General features: G+C 67.2%; 19 protein-coding genes. 10 read left to right on the plus strand and 9 right to left on the minus strand.

The window, feature by feature from the left end; genetic code table 11:
* Together egtB and BAY61_RS17260 are read right to left on the minus strand one after the other, a co-directional pair.
* The gene (egtB, locus tag BAY61_RS17255) at nucleotides 1-1,380 is read right to left on the minus strand and encodes an ergothioneine biosynthesis protein EgtB (protein WP_420848803.1); all 1,380 of its coding nucleotides are present in this window, start codon (nucleotides 1,378-1,380) and stop codon (nucleotides 1-3) included.
* Entirely contained in the window at nucleotides 1,377-2,651 is a 1,275-nt protein-coding gene (locus BAY61_RS17260; protein WP_091805365.1) for a glutamate-cysteine ligase family protein, read from the minus strand. Before BAY61_RS17260 ends, egtB begins: the two co-directional genes overlap by 4 nt.
* Nucleotides 2,652-3,198: 547 nt before the next feature.
* On the opposite strand from BAY61_RS17260, the gene BAY61_RS17265 reads away from it, so the two are divergent.
* The 8 genes from BAY61_RS17265 to BAY61_RS17295 all read left to right on the plus strand — a co-directional run bounded on the left by BAY61_RS17265 (nucleotide 3,199) and on the right by BAY61_RS17295 (nucleotide 10,295).
* Nucleotides 3,199-3,786, plus strand: a complete 588-nt coding sequence (locus BAY61_RS17265; protein ID WP_091805153.1) for a TetR/AcrR family transcriptional regulator — start codon at nucleotides 3,199-3,201, stop codon at nucleotides 3,784-3,786.
* Nucleotides 3,787-3,979: 193 nt separating this feature from the next.
* The gene (locus BAY61_RS17270; protein ID WP_091805155.1) at nucleotides 3,980-5,296 is read left to right on the plus strand and encodes a hemolysin family protein; all 1,317 of its coding nucleotides are present in this window, start codon (nucleotides 3,980-3,982) and stop codon (nucleotides 5,294-5,296) included.
* Nucleotides 5,293-6,342, plus strand: coding sequence for a hemolysin family protein (locus tag BAY61_RS17275; RefSeq protein ID WP_091805158.1), 1,050 nt, complete (start codon nucleotides 5,293-5,295; stop codon nucleotides 6,340-6,342). The genes BAY61_RS17270 and BAY61_RS17275 overlap by 4 nt, the downstream gene beginning before the upstream one ends.
* Before the next feature lie 24 nt (nucleotides 6,343-6,366).
* The gene (locus BAY61_RS17280) at nucleotides 6,367-7,251 is read left to right on the plus strand and encodes a 3-methyladenine DNA glycosylase (RefSeq protein ID WP_091805161.1); all 885 of its coding nucleotides are present in this window, start codon (nucleotides 6,367-6,369) and stop codon (nucleotides 7,249-7,251) included.
* Between the two features lie 138 nt (nucleotides 7,252-7,389).
* The gene (locus tag BAY61_RS32950; RefSeq protein WP_143021379.1) at nucleotides 7,390-7,581 is read left to right on the plus strand and encodes a hypothetical protein; all 192 of its coding nucleotides are present in this window, start codon (nucleotides 7,390-7,392) and stop codon (nucleotides 7,579-7,581) included.
* A gap of 96 nt (nucleotides 7,582-7,677) precedes the next feature.
* The gene (locus tag BAY61_RS17285) at nucleotides 7,678-8,358 is read left to right on the plus strand and encodes a hypothetical protein (RefSeq protein ID WP_091805164.1); all 681 of its coding nucleotides are present in this window, start codon (nucleotides 7,678-7,680) and stop codon (nucleotides 8,356-8,358) included.
* Between the two features lie 141 nt (nucleotides 8,359-8,499).
* Nucleotides 8,500-9,186 carry a GOLPH3/VPS74 family protein gene (locus BAY61_RS17290; RefSeq protein ID WP_091805166.1) on the plus strand — a complete coding sequence of 229 codons (687 nt, stop codon included), beginning with the start codon at nucleotides 8,500-8,502 and terminating at the stop codon, nucleotides 9,184-9,186.
* A gap of 110 nt (nucleotides 9,187-9,296) precedes the next feature.
* Nucleotides 9,297-10,295 carry an IS481 family transposase gene (locus BAY61_RS17295; RefSeq protein ID WP_185769977.1) on the plus strand — a complete coding sequence of 333 codons (999 nt, stop codon included), beginning with the start codon at nucleotides 9,297-9,299 and terminating at the stop codon, nucleotides 10,293-10,295.
* Here BAY61_RS17295 and BAY61_RS17300 read toward each other — a convergent pair.
* Both BAY61_RS17300 and BAY61_RS17305 read right to left on the minus strand, forming a co-directional pair.
* A complete protein-coding gene (locus tag BAY61_RS17300; RefSeq protein WP_143021419.1) occupies nucleotides 10,292-11,263 on the minus strand; it encodes a hypothetical protein in 972 nt (323 codons plus the stop codon). The genes BAY61_RS17295 and BAY61_RS17300 overlap by 4 nt on opposite strands.
* Nucleotides 11,264-11,328: 65 nt before the next feature.
* Nucleotides 11,329-12,138 carry a helix-turn-helix domain-containing protein gene (locus BAY61_RS17305; RefSeq protein WP_091808564.1) on the minus strand — a complete coding sequence of 270 codons (810 nt, stop codon included), beginning with the start codon at nucleotides 12,136-12,138 and terminating at the stop codon, nucleotides 11,329-11,331.
* 172 nt (nucleotides 12,139-12,310) lie between these two features.
* Between BAY61_RS17305 and BAY61_RS17310 the strand changes: the two genes are divergently transcribed.
* Nucleotides 12,311-12,685: a nuclear transport factor 2 family protein gene (locus BAY61_RS17310; protein ID WP_091808565.1), complete on the plus strand. Its 375-nt coding sequence runs from the start codon at nucleotides 12,311-12,313 to the stop codon at nucleotides 12,683-12,685.
* A gap of 25 nt (nucleotides 12,686-12,710) precedes the next feature.
* Here BAY61_RS17310 and BAY61_RS17315 read toward each other — a convergent pair whose 3' ends face one another.
* A complete protein-coding gene (locus BAY61_RS17315) occupies nucleotides 12,711-13,286 on the minus strand; it encodes a MerR family transcriptional regulator (RefSeq protein ID WP_091808567.1) in 576 nt (191 codons plus the stop codon).
* 262 nt (nucleotides 13,287-13,548) lie between these two features.
* On the opposite strand from BAY61_RS17315, the gene BAY61_RS17320 reads away from it, so the two are divergent.
* Nucleotides 13,549-14,172: a TetR/AcrR family transcriptional regulator gene (locus tag BAY61_RS17320; protein ID WP_091808568.1), complete on the plus strand. Its 624-nt coding sequence runs from the start codon at nucleotides 13,549-13,551 to the stop codon at nucleotides 14,170-14,172.
* Nucleotides 14,173-14,240: 68 nt separating this feature from the next.
* Here the strand turns inward: BAY61_RS17320 and BAY61_RS17325 are convergent, their stop codons facing one another.
* The 4 genes from BAY61_RS17325 to gcvH all read right to left on the minus strand — a co-directional run bounded on the left by BAY61_RS17325 (nucleotide 14,241) and on the right by gcvH (nucleotide 16,680).
* Nucleotides 14,241-14,714, minus strand: a complete 474-nt coding sequence (locus tag BAY61_RS17325; RefSeq protein WP_091808570.1) for a bifunctional nuclease family protein — start codon at nucleotides 14,712-14,714, stop codon at nucleotides 14,241-14,243.
* A gap of 230 nt (nucleotides 14,715-14,944) precedes the next feature.
* Entirely contained in the window at nucleotides 14,945-15,739 is a 795-nt protein-coding gene (ftsR, locus tag BAY61_RS17330) for a transcriptional regulator FtsR (protein ID WP_170140264.1), read from the minus strand.
* Nucleotides 15,736-16,200 carry a glycogen accumulation regulator GarA gene (garA, locus tag BAY61_RS17335; protein WP_091808573.1) on the minus strand — a complete coding sequence of 155 codons (465 nt, stop codon included), beginning with the start codon at nucleotides 16,198-16,200 and terminating at the stop codon, nucleotides 15,736-15,738. The genes ftsR and garA overlap by 4 nt, the downstream gene beginning before the upstream one ends.
* A gap of 96 nt (nucleotides 16,201-16,296) precedes the next feature.
* Entirely contained in the window at nucleotides 16,297-16,680 is a 384-nt protein-coding gene (gene gcvH, locus BAY61_RS17340) for a glycine cleavage system protein GcvH (protein WP_091808575.1), read from the minus strand.
* Nucleotides 16,681-16,735 lie beyond the last annotated feature (55 nt).

Raw genomic sequence — 16,735 nt, forward strand, 5'->3', positions numbered from 1 at the left:
CTAGCCCCGCTCGGCGGGGGTCAGGTCGCGCGCGCACCGGAATCCCGCGAAGATCTGTCTCCTGACGGGGTAGTCCCAATTGCGGAAGGTCCCCCTGATGGCGACCGCGTCGGTGCCGAACGAACCGCCGCGCAGCACCTTGTGGCCAGGCCCGAAGAACACCTCGGAGTACTCCCGGTAGGGAAATGCCGTGAATCCCGGGTAACCCGCGAAGTCGCTGCTGGTCCATTCCCACACGTCGCCGATGAGCTGATGGACACCGAGCGGGGAGACCCCTCGCGGATAGGCACCGACCTCGGCCGGCCGCAGATGCCGCTGCCCCAGGTTGGCGTGTTCCGCCGTCGGTTCGCCGTCTCCCCACGGGTAGCGCAGCGAGCGTCCGGTGTGCGGATCGTAGCGGGCCGCCTTTTCCCACTCGGCTTCCGTCGGCAGCCGTTTTCGCGCCCACGCCGCGTAGGCCCGCGCCTCGTGAAAGGACACGTGCACCACCGGCTCGGCTTCGGGAACGCGCTCGTATCTGCCGAATCGCGTTCGCCACCACGCGTCCTGCTCCCTGCGCCAGAACCGGGGCGCCGTGATGTCGTGCTCGGTGCGGTAGGCCCAGCCTTGTTCGCTCCACCACCGCGGTTGCTGGTACCCACCCGCGTCGGCGAACGCGGCGAACTGCCCGTTGGTGACGGGGAACGTGTCGATGGCGAACGCGTCGACGAACACGGGGTGCGCCGGCCGTTCGTTGTCCAGCGCCCACGGTTCGACCGACGTTCCCATGAGGAAGGAACCACCGGGGACGACGATCTCGGCTGGGACGGCCCCCACTCGCCTCGGCGGAGGAGAGGGAGCGTGCAGCACCGGATCGCCCTTGCGAAGCTGGTGGGTCGCCAGCATCGTCTCGTCGTGTTGTTGCTCGTGCTGGGCGATCATGCCGAAAGCGAAGGCGGTGTCGGTCAGCGCGCCCCCCTCCAGCGGGGCCTGGGACAACACGTCGAACGCCTTCGCCCTCACCTCCCTGACGTAGGCTCTCGCCTCGCCTGGCCCGAGCAGCGGGAGCGCGGGGCGGTCGGCCCTCGCGTGCTGGAAGGCGTCGTAGAGGTCGTCGATGTCGGGCCGCAGCGGCTGCCTTCCTCCCACGTCCCGCACGAGCCACAGTTCCTCCTGGCTCCCGATGTGCGCGAGATCCCACACCAGCGGAGACATCAGCTTCGAATGCTGCGTGACGAGATCGGCGTCGTCGACGGCGTCGGTCAGCGTCCCGCTGCGTTTCCTCGCCCTTTCCAGCGCGTGTGCCGTGTGTGCCCTCAGGTCCTGGGCGCTCAGCGCCCTCAGCGGGTGCGCGGAGGCGGCGACCTCGGTGCCCGTCATCGCGGAGTCCGCTGTGCTCATCGCTGTCCTCCCCTGCTCGCGCGCCGGACCCGGCGCTGGACGGTGTAGGCGATGTCGGCGACGGTGTCCGAAGGAAGGTTCACTGCCGCCAGTTCGGCACACCCCAGATCGGCGACGGCCGCGGCGGCCTCGGCGATCGCGGCGTCGTCCAGCCCGAACCGTGCCGCGTCGGCCCACCTGTCGGCGACCGGCTCGCACACGGCGGCGACCTGGTCCACTGTGGACTGCCGGGCGAGCAGGGCGGCCAGCAGCGCCACCGGGTGCAGCCAGGCGCCCTGCGGCTGGGCGTCCAGATAACGGACCTCAAGGTAGCCCTGCGGCCGGACCGGGGTGAACATGGTGGTCAGGTGGTAGTCGAGATCGGCGGTGGTGGGGGGCGCGAGCGCTGCGGCGGCTCCCCTTCCCGCGATCCAGTCGGCGAAGGTCAGGCCGTCGGGGGCGTCCCATTCACCGTCGTCCCGTGGCAGCACCATCAGCGGCGTGTCCATGACTCTGGCCGCCCATGCCCGCTCGGGGTCGGCGCCCGTCTCGCCCGGATGGGTGCGGGCGTACTCGGTGTCCATGACGGCCAGCCAGCGAGCAGAGACCGAACCGGTGTCCCTGCCCGCGTGCCGCCGCGAATTGGCGAACAGCGCCAGCATCACCGGACCGAGCGCGTGGACGGCGGCCCACCGGTCGGCGAACCGGGCCTTCTCCCCCGCGTCGAGGCACACCTGCAAGGCGGCGGTACTGCACATCATGGTGACCCCGCCGGTGCCGGATTTGGCGAAACGTCGTTCCATGGCCGCGTATCGTGGCGTCGGCAGCACCCGGCGCGGTTCGCGGAAAGGGTCGATCGCGTCCGGACTCATCCGGAGGCCGACGCGGGCGAGCAGGTCGGTCAGATACGCGAGGTCGGCGGTGACGACGGTAGCCAGATCGCGAAGCGAATCCTGTGGCGCGGTGGAGATTTCGACCTGGCAACCGGGTTCGAGACTGAGCCGGCTTCCCGAGGGAAGTGGCGTGTGTTCGCTGTCAGGGCGCAAGGTTCTCGGCGTATGCGCGCCGAGCGCACGAGCGAGCCTGCCGGGATCCAGTGGCAATGCCGGGTCGGTGGCGTCATGAACGAGGTACTCGATTTCGACACCGAACAACCGTGGTGGCCCGTGCTTGAAGCACACCGAGGCCACATATGCCTCACCTTCCGCCCGGTCGGACACGACTCGCGCCGCGACATCATCCGCGTTGTCCCGCTTGGCTTTTCTGTCCCGGGGGATACGGACCGCTGTCATGACTTCACCTGCCATCCACTGGGGCACCGTCATTCGCGACGCTACACGCGGGGTCCGACAGTCGCATGACCCTTGAGTCGCCCATACCGCGAATCCTGGCCACGGCACCCGTGATTCCGTCGCGGAACGTGGTGAGAATCCGCCACCACGACAGGTTTCCGATCCGGACTTTCCGGCCATGAGGTCATGTTCGTGATCGGTCACCACCGCACCGGTGAGGCCACACTCCGTTGCGATCACCGGTGAATCCCCGCTCCGCCGTTAAACCGGTTCATGCGGACATTCGCGGTTCGGCGCACCACAACGGTTTTTCTTCATCACCCGCCGCGACGGCCATCACCCGTTCGCCCGCACCCACTCGCTCCGGCGGCCGTCGCTCGGTGTCACCGGCCGGAGCGGGATGCGATCACTCGCCCCTGCCCCTTGCCGATAGGGTCCTTCTCGGAGACCGGCCCGTGGCGTAGCCAACCGGCGCCCGGAACGAGCCCAAGGTCTCAGTACGTACGTACGGATTGCATTGGATTACCCCGGGTGTCAAGATCGGGGGATGCCACGGGTCAGCCAGGACCACCTCGACGCGCGTCGCCGGCAAATACTCGACGGCGCCAGGGTGTGTTTCGGACGTTACGGATACGAGGGTGCCACGGTCCGCCGTCTTGAGGAAGCGACCCAGCTCTCCCGGGGCGCCATCTTCCACCATTTCCGGGACAAGGAATCGCTGTTTCTCGCGCTGGCCGAGGACGACGCCGCCCGTATGGCCGACGTCGTGGCCCAGCAGGGCCTCGTCCAGGTCATGCGGGATCTGCTCGCCGGGCGCAGCCAGCACCCCGCAGACTGGCTCGGCACCAGGCTTGAGGTCTCCCGCAGACTGCGCACCGACCCCGAGTTCAGAGCGAGGTGGGCCGAACGGTCCGAGCAGCTCACCACGGCGACCCGCAAGCGCCTTTCCTGGCAGCGGCAGGCCGGCAACCTCCGCGACGACATCAGCATCGACGTGCTCGCCGCGTATCTGGAACTGGTCCTTGAGGGACTCGTGTCGCACCTGTCGATGGGCCTGCCGGCCGATGACCTCGAACCCGTCCTCGACCTGGTGGAGGAGAGCGTGCGAAGGCATCGCGGCCTCGGCAGGGCCTGAGGCTGGGGAACAGGGTCTGCACACCTCGCGTTCGACGTGGTTAAGATAGCGCCACTTTTCCGCCGTTCCGGCTTATCAAGGAGTGACAACTTTCGTGCGCGATGCGCAGTCACCTGGTGACAGTAGTTGGCCGGGTGACAAACCCGGCTTCCTCGATTCTCCCGGCCACACCACCCAAGGTGGTGCGAGCTGAATGGACATTCTGCTCACCATTCTCGGAATACTGTTCGTTCTGCTGCTGACCGTGGGCACGGGCCTCGCCGTTGCCGCCGAGTTCTCACTCACCACACTCGAACGCAGCACCATCGAATCCAATGTCAGGCAGGTCGGCGACCGGCGGTCGAAGACCGTGCTCAAAGCGCACCGCACGCTGTCCTTCCAACTCTCCGGCGCCCAGGTCGCGATCACCCTGACCACCCTGGTCACCGGCTATGTGGCCGAGCCGCTGCTCGGCCGCCTGATCCGCCCTCCGCTGACGGGAATGGGGCTGTCCGAAGGCGCCGCGGCGGGCACCTCGCTGGTGCTCGCGCTGCTGCTGGCGACCTCGCTGTCCATGGTCATCGGCGAGATGGTGCCGAAGAACCTCGCCGTGGCCAGGCCGTTGCAAACCGCCCGCGCCGTCGCCGGATACCACTCCCGGTTCTCGGCATTGTTCCGCTGGCTCATCACGCTCATGAACAACAGCGCGAACTGGGTCGTCCGCAAATTCGGCATCGAACCGCAGGAGGAACTGCGCTCGGCGCGATCGCCGCAGGAACTGGGCTCGATCGTGCGCACGAGCGCGGAGAGCGGAACCCTCGACGTCTCCACCGCCCAGTTGCTCAGCAGGTCACTGCGCTTCGGCGACCGCACGGCGGACGAGCTGATGACACCACGCGTCCGGCTGGATTCCCTGCACATCGACGACACCATCGAGGACCTGGTCGAACTCGCGAGGAGGACCGGCTTCTCCCGGTTTCCGGTGCACCGCGAGGATCTCGACGACGTTCAGGGAGCCGTGCACGTCAAACAGGCGTTCACGGTTCCCTCCCCCGATCGCGAGAAGACCCGGGTCGGCTCGGTCATGCGGCCGGTGCCGACGGTGCCCGAATCACTGCCAGGCGACGCGCTGCTCGACCGGCTGCGCGATTCCCGGTTCCAGCTCGCGCTCGTCGTCGACGAGTACGGCGGCACGGCCGGGCTGGTCACGCTGGAGGACGTCGTCGAGGAGATCATCGGCGACGTCCGTGACGAGCACGACGATCGAGAGGAACCCGCTTCGCAGCAGCTCAGCGCCGACAGCTGGCTCGTGTCGGGACAGCTTCGCGACGACGAGGTACTCGACGTCACCGGCTTCCGGATGCCGGAGGGCGACTACGAGACGATCGCGGGCCTCGTGCTGGAGCGGCTCGGCAAGATCCCCGACGTCGGCGACGCCATCGACATCGACGGCTGGCGGCTCGTGGTGGCAGGAATGGACCGGCACCGGATCGCGGAAGTCAGCGTCGAGCACAGGGAGGTGACCTCGTGAACGACTGGGTCTCCATCTCGCTGATCGGCGTGCTCCTGCTCGCGAACGCGTTCTTCGTTGGCGCCGAGTTCGCGTTGATCTCCTCGCGGAGGGATCGGCTCGAAGCCCTGCTCGAACAGGGCAAGGGACGGGCAAGGATCGTGCTCAACGCGGCGAAGAACGTGTCCCTCATGCTGGCAGGCGCGCAGCTGGGGATCACCGTCTGCTCGCTGCTGCTGTTGCAGTTCGGCGAGCCCGCGGTCGCTCATCAGCTGGAGGCGGCCGTTTCGGCGCTGGGCCTGCCGGTACCGACCTACGTGGTGCACGGTGTGTCGTTCGCGGTGACGCTGGTGGCGCTGACGCTGCTGCACGTGCTCATCGGCGAGATGGTGCCGAAGAACATCGCCATCGCCGAACCGGAGCGCCTCGCGCTGTGGCTGGTCCCGGCGCACGTGGTGTGGGTGCGGATCGTCAACCCGTTCATCTGGCTGCTCAACGGCATCGCCAACGGAGTGCTGCGGCTCATGCGCGTCCAGCCGAAGGACGAGATCGACACTGGCGCGACCCCCGACGAGTTCTCCGAGCTGCTCAGCGAGTCACGCAGGGAGGGGCTGCTCGACCAGTCCGAACACCGCAGGCTGAGCCAAACCCTTTCGTCGGCCGCGAAAACCGTGGCCGATGTCGTGGTCCCGATCGCCGACATGACCACACTGCCCTCCTCGCCGACCGTCGGTGACGTCGAGCGGGCCGTGTCCTCGACCGGGTTCTCCCGCTTCCCCGTCCGGGGCGAGAGCGGCGAGCTGAGCGGCTACATCCACGTCAAGGACATCCTCGACCAGGTAGGTGACGACCCGGCGACTCCGCTTCCGGTGGCCAAGACCCGTGGCCTCACCGAGTTGTCGGTGCACGCGAGACTGGACAACGCGCTCTCGGCGATGCGCAGGGAGGGCAGCCATCTCGCGAGAGCCGTCGACGCCGAGGGCGTCGTGACCGGCATGGTCACACTGGAGGATCTGGTCGAGGAATACGTGGGTACCGTGCGGGACGGAACCCACGTCACCAGGTAGCGGAAGGGCCGTGGAGCACAGGCCATGGATGTCAGGTACGAGGACAGGCTCGACGAGCCGACGTGGACGGCGCTCGAAGACGCGCACGTCGCCCGTATGCGCGAGTGGACGGTGCCGCACCAGCGGCGCCGTTCCACCGGGCGCAAGCACCCGGTGCTGGATTTCCTCTTCACCTACTATTCGCACCCGCCCTCACACCTCGAACGCTGGCAGCCGGGGCCGTTCGCCGTACTGACCGGTCCCGCCGCCTGCCGCTTCCTCGACCGGACCGGTTACCGGACGACGGAAGGCGGCGTCGGCGTCGATCCCTCGACATGGACGGCGAAACGGGCCAGTGGCGCGCGTTACGCACTGTCCATTTTGGAAGCGACGGCGGGAAGGGCGCCACGGCTGAGCTGTTTCGGACTGCACGAATGGGCCATGGTGTACCAGCAGCCCGCCGACGCCGTCCGGCACGCCCAGCTACCACTGCGGCTCGGGTCGGCGGGAACCGACGAGGTCGTCGATTCGCTCGGGGTGCGCTGTGGTCACTACGACGCCTTCCGGTTCTTCACCCCGCCCGCCGTGCCGCTCAACGGATTGCGGCCGACCAGGCGAACGCAGGCGGACCTCGAACAACCGGGTTGCCTGCACGCCAACATGGACCTCTACAAATGGGCCTACAAGCTCAGCCCGTTCGTGCCAGCCGAGTTGCTTGGCGACTGCTTCGCGCTCGCTGCCGAGATCCGGCTGCTCGACATGAGGGCCAGCCCCTATGACCTCTCGTCGCTCGGCCACTCCCCCGTGCGCGTCGAAACCGCGGAGGGCAGGGCCGAGTACGCGAGGGCACAGGCCGGATTCGCGGACCGGGCGACTGCGCTGCGTGACCGGCTGATCCGGCAGCACAGGGCCGTACTCGATGCCTTTTGACGCCTTCGACGCCTTCGGCGTCCGCTGAACAAGTCGGCGCCGCGAATCCGGCCACGGCACCGGCTCGCGTTCTAGGCTGAGCGCCATCGCCGCGTCCGCCGCGGCGCCATGGACCGCCGCACGGAGAGGGCGCGATCGATGCTGCCGAGAGTTGGCGTCGCCTGTCATATCTGCCGGTCGTCGCCGCCCATGGACGACATGCAGGAGAGCTTCACCGACGCGATCGACGTCGCCGTCGCGCGGTGGCGTTTTCGCCAGGACAGCCACGGCAACGTCTGGTGCGCTCACTGTGTCGACCAGCATGAACCGGACAATTTACTCCCAAGCTGAGCATCATCACATTCGCCTAATCCTCGCCTGTTAGAGTGATAACGTTTTGGCTTCGTAAACGGAGCGTGTTCACCGTGGCAGGCGAGAGGACGAGGAATGGGGCGGCACAGCAGGGTTGACGAGGTCGAGGAGCCCGAGCCCGATCCCCGTGACGCGCTGACGTCCACCGGCTCTCATCGCGCCGTCGGCAAGGCGGCCCGGCGCAAGGTCGCCGCGTGGCCCATCGCCTGTCTCGTGCTCGTCGGCCTGCTCGTCGCCGGTTGGTTCGGCTGGAACTGGGCCGACGGCATTCTCAGCAACCGCGCGGAAGCTCAGGCCGCCGAATGCGGCGAAGGCGATACCAGCATCAGGGTCCTCACGGCGCCCAGCGTCACCAAGCCGGTCTCCTCGGCCGCCAGGCAATGGAACGAGGCCCGCACCGTCGTGCACGGTCACTGCGTACGGATCGACGTTCAAGCGGTCCGCTCCGACCGGGTGCTCGACGAACTGCTCGGCGACACGGACCAGACCTACGTCGACGACACGACCGCGGCCTGGCTGCCGGAATCGCTCACCGTCGCCGGGCAGCTGGCGTCGCAGCGGCCGGAGCTGATCGGCTCTCAGCCGGAATCCATCGCGGAGGCCCCCTCCGGTGACTACCCCTACGTGGCGCTGGCCGGAAACGGAGTCGACTCCGTCAAACAGCGCGCGGCGCAGTCCTTCCGTGCCTTCCTGCTCGCCCCCGCGCAGCGCGATGCGTTCGACGACGCCGGATTCAGCACCCCAGCACGCCGGTGACCTCCTCCCGGCCACGCCAGTGACACCACGTCATGCCGGGCCGGTGACGTGAGCGCACTGGCCGGTGCGCGCGGCGAATGCTGTGATCAGTGGGCCGGAACCGGCGACCAGCCGGGCACCGGACCGCGAAGGAGAATCGCCATGCCGGACGACATGCTGCTCGTCGAGGACCTCATGCTGCTGTTGCTCGACGACAAGACGGGCGTACCGGCGGGAGCGGGCACCCTGCACTACACGCTCGGCGGCGCCGTGCTGGTCGAACTCGCGTTGCTGGGCAGGGTCGAGCCGGAGGAAGGGCGCGCCGGGCTGGGCGGGCCGAAAATCCTCACCACCGGAAACGGACCGTTGCCCGATCCCCTGCTCCAGTCCGCCCACGACACGGTGGCCGGGAAAACGCAGCGGGTACAGCCCCTCCTTCTGCACATCGGGGGTGGTCTGCGGAAACCCGTGCTCGACCGGCTGCTGGAACGCGGGCTCATCCGCAAGGAGCGCAAGCGGGTACTCGGGCTGTTTCCCGCGACGACGCTGCCCGCCGCCGACACGCGCCACGAGAACGAGCTTCGCGAGCGGGTCCGTGCCGTACTTGAGGACGGCGCGAGTCCCGACACCCGCACCGCGGCGGTGACCGCGTTGCTGTCGGCGAGCGGCACCTTGCCTTCCCTGCACCCGTCCCCGAAATGGTCCTCCTCGGTCTACAAGCGAGCGAAAGAGCTCGAGAGGGGCGACTGGGGAGCGAGCGCGGTCAACACCGCGGTGTCGAGGACCGCCGCCGCGATCGCGGCATCGAGCACGGCCGTGGCCGTCGCCGCGGCGACGGCCACCAGCTAGGTGTGATGTCCAGGGAGGTTGTGTGATCGGGTACGGCGAGTCGTAGATGGGCGAAGGCCTCCCCGATGTGGAGTGGAGCTGTCTAGGAACCTCTCCACGAGGAGGCCTTCATGGCTCACGCTAACGCGGCTTTGACCCCGAGACACCGTCTTCGTTTGGCGCGGCTGATCGTGGAGGAGGGTTGGCCACCGTCGAGGGCTGCTGAGTTCTTCCATGTCTCGTGGCGCACGGCTGCGAAGTGGGCCCAGCGCTATCGCGAGGAGGGCCTGGCGGGGATGGTCGATCGGTCTTCGGCTCGGCGGACGCAGGCGGCCAAGACGCCCCAGCCGGCGGTGCGCAAGATCGTGCATCTGCGCTGGAAACAGCGGCTCGGACCGGTGCAGATCGGCTCGAAGTTGGGGATGCCGGCCTCGACCGTGCATGCGGTGCTGGTGCGCTGCGGGCTCAACCGGCTCTCCCACATCGACCGCGTCACCGGTGAACCCGCGCGACGTTACGAGCGGTCCCGGCCTGGTGAGTTGATCCATGTCGACGTCACCAAGTTCGGCAACGTTCCCGACGGTGGTGGCTGGCGGTTCGTCGGTGTTCAGCAGGGCTACCGCAACTCTGCCGCGACCTCACGGCGCACCGGCCGACATGGCGGCAACTATCGGCCTGCGGTCGGGACCTGCTTCGTGCATACCGTGATCGACGACTACTCGCGCGTGGCCTACGCCGAGTGCCATAACGACGAGACGGCTGCGACCGCCGCCGCGGTCCTGCACCGGGCAGTGGCCTGGTTCGCCGATCGCGGCATCATCGTCGAGCGCGTGCTGTCCGACAACGGAAGCGCCTACAAGTCGTTCCTATGGCGTGACACCTGCCAAGAACTCGGCATCACCATGAAGAAAACCCGACCCTATCGGCCACAAACCAACGGGAAGATCGAGAGACTCCACCGCACAATGTCGGATGGCTGGGCCTACAAGAAGCTCTACTCCTCAGAAGACGCCCGCCGCAACGCACTGGCAGGATGGCTGCACCAGTACAACCACCACCGGCCCCACTCCGCACTCAGCGGCCGTCCGCCCATAACACGGTTGGACAACCTCCCTGGACATCACAGCTAGCCGGTGAGCCCCTTCAGATCGCCGTTGGCCAGCACCTGCGCGATCCTGCCCGGCGGTGCGGTGTCGCCGGGTGTGCTGACCACCCTCACCACGCCGGACGAGCCGTCGGGGATGTCGACCTCGGCACCTGGCAGGATCTCCGCCCACGGTTGACCGGAGGAGGGCGCCCTGCCTTCCGCGAGTTCGGTGGTCATCCGGTCGCGGTCGGCCTGAGGGTCGCCGGTGAGCGAGCAGACCACCTCGGTCAGCTCGGTGGCCGACGGAGCGCGCACGCCGACCGCGACCTTGCGCTCGTCCTGAGTGGCGATGATGGCGACGACCGGATCGCCGAGACACGTCGCGAGGGTCCGGATCTGTTCGTCGTCGGCGAGCGTCGTCTCTCCGGGATCGGTGACCCAGTCGAGCGAACCGCCTGCCGACGAGTAACCGAACTTCCCTTCCTCCACGCTCACGACGTTGAACTGGGTGAGCAGGCCGAGGTCGGTGAAGGGGCCGGAGAGGTCGGTCGCCCTGTCGGCGGCGCTGCGCCACCGAATCGCCTCGCCCTTGTCCTCTTGTTCGGCGCCGATCTTCTCGAAGCCGTCGCTGACCTTGCCGGTGTCGTAGTCACCGATCAGCAATCCCGCCGTCTCGGGGGGCTGTCCCACCCAGATAGCCGAGGAAAACCCCCGGGGATCGACGCCGAGCTTCTCCGCGATCCGGTCGGCGCTCATCGCCAGCTCCGAATAGCCATATCCCGCCAGCTGGGCGAATCGCCGCCGGTCGTGCTCGGCCAGCTTTCCGATCGCGGCGACGTCACCGTATTCCACGTACGTCGTCGACGCGTCCGTCGCGGCGACGTGTGAGAGGGCGGCCAGAAGGCCGGTGTCGGCCTCGGCCTCGTCACCGGAACACGCGGTGAGCGACACTGCGGTCGCGGCAGCGCAGACCGCGACGGAAAGCCGGGCTACCGGCGAGCGAGTGGGCATTCGGTGATGCTACGTAGATCAACCGGTCGACGTCGCCGGATCGCCCGATTCGGCCGGACCGGCCGCTAACGCCCTGGCGCCTCGGCGGTGAGCAGGTCACCGGTCGCGGTGTCCGCGGGATAGAACAGCTCGATCGACATCTCGGCCAGGGTGATGTCCAGCGGTGTCCCGAAAGTCGCCACCGTGCTGAGAAACGACAGCACGTGATCGCCGTGCCGGACACGCAGCGGAATGAGGAAATCGCCGGGCCCCGGTAGCTCGACTTCGGGTTCCGGCGCGGCACACGGGTAATCGCGAAGTTCGGCCAGCAACGCGGAAAGCCCCGGATCGGCGGTCGCCGCCACTTCCCTGCTCAGCCTGCCGAGCAGGTGCGCGCGCCATTCGCCGAGGTTGTCGATGCGCGGGGCCATTCCCTCCGGATGCAAGGTCACGCGCAGCACGTTCACCGGCGGTTCGAGTAGCGCGGGCGCGACGCCGTCGAGGAACACCGCGAGACTCGTGTTGCCCTCGACGAGGTTCCAGGACCGGTCGATGACCACCGCCGGATACGGTTCGTGTCCGGCGAGCAGTCTGCGTACCGCGGCCGTGGCCGCGGCCAGCTCGGGCGCGTCGAGCGAGCTCGCCGGATAGACCGGCGCGAAACCGGCCGCGAGCAGAAGCTGGTTGCGTTCCCTCAGCGGCACCGACAGTTGCTCACCGAGACGCAACACCATGTCGCGGCTCGGTTTCGCTCTGCCGGTCTCCACGAAACTCAGGTGCCGGGTCGAGACGTCGGCGGCGATGGCGAGATCGAGCTGGCTGATTCGCCTGCGATCACGCCATTCCCGCAACAGCTCTCCCACGGGGCGCCGTTCCGGCGCGGTCGGCACAGTCATGGTCGTCACCCCATCACTCTAGAAAGCCGGGGTGCGCGCGGCCATTACCTCGGCGGTAATCGACGCGCCGCCGCTTCGAGGGCATCGTTGCGCTTGTTCGCCAAGGGCGGGCTCCAAGACCCAGCCATATAGGGCGTTATACACCGAGATCGCATCGAGAAAGGGAGTACCCATGCCGGAATTCGACACCATCGCCAAGCGCTACATCGAGGTCTGGAATTCGACCGACGCGGCCCGGCGGCGCGAGCTGATCGAAGCCCTCTTCACGCCGGACGCGACCTACACTGATCCACTGGGCGAAGTGGCGGGCTGGGACGGGATCGACGCGTTCGTGGCCGGTGCGCAGGGACAGTTCGCCGGTTTGCGATTCCACCTCGCCGATCCGGAAAAACCGGTGGACGGCCACCACGACATCGCGCGCTTCGGCTGGCATCTCGCGCCCGACGCCGTCACGGAACCGGTGGCCATCGGATTCGATGTGATCGTCACGGCTGACGACGACCGGATCTCCAACGTCCACGGTTTCCTGGACAAGGTGCCCGGTTAACCAGCGGCCGGACGGCCGCCTCCGGTCAGCCGGTGCGGCGGGCGTTGCGGCGTTCGGACAACTCGTCGCGCACGACGGGTTCGATCTCGCCGCCGTCCGCCCGCTCGGCGGGGAATTCGTGAATGGTCCCGCTGATCTCCTGCATTGCGCCGCTGACGGCGATACCGAACACTCCCTGTCCGCCCTGCAGTAAATCAACGATCTCCTCAGGCGAGGTGCATTCGTACACCGTGGTTCCGTCGGAGAACAGCGTGACCTTGGCGAGGTCGCGAACACCGCGCTCCCGCAGGTGATCGACGGCGACCCTGATGTTCTGCAACGACACCCCCGTGTCGAGCAGCCGCTTGACGATCTTGAGAACCAGGATGTCCTTGAACGAGTACAGCCGTTGCGAGCCGGAGCCGTGCGCGGTACGAATACTGGGCATCACCAGCTTGGTCCGCGCCCAGTAGTCGAGCTGCCGGTAGGTGATCCCGGCGATCTGACACGCGGCGGGACCGCGGTAGCCAACCAGCTCGTCCGGCAGCGACGCGTCAGGGAATAGCTCTCCTTGCTGACCCTGCTCGCCGTCGGCGGCCCTGAACGGGCTCTCGTCGACCACGCATGCCTCCTCTCGCCCGGTCGGTCGACCGGCGAAACAAGACCGCCGTTTCCGGGAGTGGAAACGACCGGTTACGACAATCGCGTCGACGCCGGCGAGACGAGGTCGCCCCAGATCGGCCTAATCACACCGACGCGATTCATCTCCCTCGACGGTATGCCTGCCCGACGGGCCGGTCAACGCGACGCGCGGGCACCCTCAAGTCGATATCGAGACTTCCCAGCTCCTTGCCCAATTTACTTGACCATGTTATTTTTTACTCATGTCAGTAAACAAGGAGTTCGGAGCGGGCCTCGGCCTGACGGTCACCGAGGAGGCCCGCAGAGCACAGATCATCGAGGCCACCATCGACACCATCGCCGAGCTGGGCTACGGCAACACGTCGTTCGCCAGAATCGTCGAGCGGGCCGGGCTCAGCAGCACGCGCATGATCTCGTACCACTTCGGCAACAAAGACGAGCTGATGATGGCCACTGTCGGCGCGATCGTCGACAACCAGGACACGTTTCTGCAGAAGCGCATCGGAGCCGAAACCGAGCGGACCGCCATGCTGCGCGCCTACATCGAGTCGGAGGTCGCCTTCCTCGGTGAGTATCCGCGACAGGCGCAGGCACTCATGGACATCGGGGCGAACGCGCGCTCGGCCGACGGCACGCCGATGTTCGAACTCGTATGGAAGAGCGTGCGGTTCGGCAGGATCGAACGGCAACTACAACAGGGGCAACGAGAAGGCGCCTTCGGTGAATTCGACGTGAGTGTGCTCGCGCTGGTGATCCGCCAGGCGATCGACGGCGTCGCCGCCAGGCTCGCGCGAGAGCCCGACCTCGATCTCCAGTCGTACGGGCGGGAACTGGCCGAGTTGTTCACCAAAGCCACGAAGCCCTGACTTGCCGGTCTCGCGAAAAAACCCGGGCGGTCTCAGGGGTCCGAAGACCCTGGGACCGCCCGGGTTTCTCAGGTGTCGGCGCCGCGAAAGTCTTCCGGGGAAACGGAATCCAGGAACTCGCGGAACTTCTCGACTTCGTCTTCCTGCTCATCGGGAATGATGAGCCCGGCTTCTTCGAGCACGCCGTCCTCGGCGTGGATCGGAACGCCGACCCGCAGGGCCAGTGCCACCGAGTCACTCGGCCGCGCAGACACTCTGATGTCTCCGTCGAAAACCAGTTCGGCGAAGAACGTGCCCTCCCGCAGATCGGTGATGACGACCTGTTGCAGTTCCCTGCCCAGCGCTCCGATGACTTCCTTGAGCAGGTCGTGGGTCAGGGGGCGGGCAGGGCGAACACCCTGCTGCTCCAAGGCGATCGCCGTGGCCTCGACCGAGCCGATCCAGATCGGCAGGTATCGCTCACCTTCGGTTTCCCGCAGCAACAAGATCGGCTGATTGGCGGGTAGCTCGACCCTTACGCCGACGACGCGCATCTCGCTCATCGGGGCTTCGCCTCCCTCTCCTGCGCGCGGGCCGCAACGCTGTCACGAGGATCTCGCATCGACTCGGTCGACGCTACCCGTCAACTGGGCGCTGTGCTCGCTACGAATGATTCTGTCGGCTCGGTTCGCGAACCTTGCACTAACCGTACGGCATTCAGGTGAGATCGTTGAGGCATCGACATGTGGCGTAACAGACGAGACACGCGAACCGACCATGTCCTCGTTCCATTCTACCCGCCGGTCACACCCCTGATACCCGCTTTCACCAGCAACGTATGCAAAGTGACCGACAGGGCCGCCAGCTCCCTGACAAGTTCGTCGGCCCGCGCCCTCGCGTCGCTGTCACGATGCCGGTACACCGGAGCGACGATCTGTTCAAGCAACCCGACCTCACGATCGGCGGAGGCCCGGAAAGCGCGCAGGTGACGGGGTTCGATGCCGAACTCGGTCATGGTCTTGACCGTCCTGGCGATCTGTACCGCGTCCACGTCGTAGAAACCCGCCGCCCCAGGCCGGACGAGACCGTACTGGTGAAGCTCTGCGAGCAGGCCCTCGTCGATTCCCGCCTCGGCGAGCAGATCTTCCCTCGTCAGCCGGATCTCGCGTTCGAGAGCGAAGTCGGCGGGAGACGGAAGACCGTGTCCCGCCTTGCCCTGTCCGCCTGAGCCGCCGTGACCGGAATGCCTTTCGTCCCCGCCCGTCCCGTCGAGTGGGACGAGCTTGCGAGGCGGTTTCGGTACCGCGGCGGAAGGTTCCGCGCCGCGGTCGGCCGCGTCGAGCTGTTCCTTGATGACCTTCAGCGGAAGGTAGTGATCGCGCTGAGCGGCCAGCACGAAACGAAGCCGCTCCACGTCAGGCGCGGTGAACTGACGATAGCCGGACGGCGTGCGGCCAGGCTGAACAAGGCCCTCCGATTCGAGGAACCTGATCTTCGAGATGGTGACATCGGGGAAATCCTTGCGCAGTTGCGCCAGTACGGCCCCGATGCTCAACCCGTCACGCTGTGGCCGCCCGGCAGCCGTCACTGTGCCCCCTGACCCCCGTGGCCGGGGCCGGTCAGGAAGACGAGGCGGAACTTGCCGATCTGAACCTCGTCACCCCCGGCGAGCACCGCCTGGTCAACCGGCTCACGATTGACATAGGTGCCGTTGAGGCTGCCCACGTCGATCACGACGAACTCGCCGCCTTCACGCCGGAACTCGGCGTGCCTGCGCGACACCGTGACGTCGTCGAGGAAGATGTCGCTGTCGGGGTGGCGGCCCGCGCTCGTCGTGTCACGATCGAGCAGGAACCGCGATCCGGCGTTGGGGCCGCGCTTGACCACCAGCAGTGCGGAGCCCGTCGGCAGGGCGTCGACACCGGCCTCCTGCGGCTCGACCGCCGGCGCTTCCTGACCTTCCATCTCCGACAGGAAGTCGGCCCGGAAAACGGAGGTCCGCTCCGGAGACTGCTCCGGGGGAACGCCGGGCCCGTCGTTCGTGCTCACCTGAGCTCTCCTAACGCACTGAATGTATTGCCATGGAAAACGTGGTGTTGCCAACGTACCGTGCCTGGTCGGCCACGGGTGCCGGGGCTCCCCCGATCAACCGTTGATCACGCGTTGGTAGGCCTCCGCGTCGAGCAGGCCCTCGACGGTGCTCGCGTCGTCGAGCTTGACCTCGATGAGCCAGCCCTCACCGTAGGGGTCGCTGTTGACGAGCTCGGGCGACTCGGAAACGGCGCCGTTGACGGCCACCACTTCCCCGTCGAGCGGAGCGAACAGTTCGGAGACGCTCTTGGTCGATTCGACCTCACCGAACACGTCGCCGGCGTCGAGCTGCCTTCCGATCTCGGGAAGTTCGACGAAGACCACGTCGCCGAGCTGATCCTGCGCGTACTCCGTGATCCCGACGCGCACCGTGTCGCTGTTTTTGACGACGACCCACTCGTGCTCTTCGGTGTAGCGCAGCTCTTCCGGAGTGGACAACCCCGTCCCCTTTCGTGCTCTACGCAGGTTGCGTGCTGGGCATCTTTGCACAACG

Origin of the sequence: Prauserella marina (assembly GCF_002240355.1) — a bacterium.
In the GTDB taxonomy this organism is placed as follows: Bacteria; Actinomycetota; Actinomycetes; order Mycobacteriales; family Pseudonocardiaceae; genus Prauserella_A; species Prauserella_A marina.

Excerpts from the sequence above, each read along its gene's own strand:
- BAY61_RS17325 (WP_091808570.1), bottom strand. The coding sequence starts at position 14,714 with ATGAGCGAGATGCGCGTCGTCGGCGTAAGGGTCGAGCTACCCGCCAAT.
- BAY61_RS17280 (WP_091805161.1), top strand. The coding sequence starts at position 6,367 with ATGGATGTCAGGTACGAGGACAGGCTCGACGAGCCGACGTGGACGGCG.
- BAY61_RS17305 (WP_091808564.1), bottom strand. The coding sequence starts at position 12,138 with ATGACTGTGCCGACCGCGCCGGAACGGCGCCCCGTGGGAGAGCTGTTG.
- BAY61_RS17290 (WP_091805166.1), top strand. The coding sequence starts at position 8,500 with ATGCCGGACGACATGCTGCTCGTCGAGGACCTCATGCTGCTGTTGCTC.
- BAY61_RS17260 (WP_091805365.1), bottom strand. The coding sequence starts at position 2,651 with ATGACAGCGGTCCGTATCCCCCGGGACAGAAAAGCCAAGCGGGACAAC.
- BAY61_RS17265 (WP_091805153.1), top strand. The coding sequence starts at position 3,199 with ATGCCACGGGTCAGCCAGGACCACCTCGACGCGCGTCGCCGGCAAATA.
- BAY61_RS17310 (WP_091808565.1), top strand. The coding sequence starts at position 12,311 with ATGCCGGAATTCGACACCATCGCCAAGCGCTACATCGAGGTCTGGAAT.
- BAY61_RS17270 (WP_091805155.1), top strand. The coding sequence starts at position 3,980 with ATGGACATTCTGCTCACCATTCTCGGAATACTGTTCGTTCTGCTGCTG.
- BAY61_RS17320 (WP_091808568.1), top strand. The coding sequence starts at position 13,549 with ATGTCAGTAAACAAGGAGTTCGGAGCGGGCCTCGGCCTGACGGTCACC.
- egtB (WP_420848803.1), bottom strand. The coding sequence starts at position 1,380 with ATGAGCACAGCGGACTCCGCGATGACGGGCACCGAGGTCGCCGCCTCC.
- BAY61_RS17300 (WP_143021419.1), bottom strand. The coding sequence starts at position 11,263 with ATGCCCACTCGCTCGCCGGTAGCCCGGCTTTCCGTCGCGGTCTGCGCT.
- BAY61_RS17295 (WP_185769977.1), top strand. The coding sequence starts at position 9,297 with ATGGCTCACGCTAACGCGGCTTTGACCCCGAGACACCGTCTTCGTTTG.
- BAY61_RS17285 (WP_091805164.1), top strand. The coding sequence starts at position 7,678 with ATGGGGCGGCACAGCAGGGTTGACGAGGTCGAGGAGCCCGAGCCCGAT.
- BAY61_RS32950 (WP_143021379.1), top strand. The coding sequence starts at position 7,390 with ATGCTGCCGAGAGTTGGCGTCGCCTGTCATATCTGCCGGTCGTCGCCG.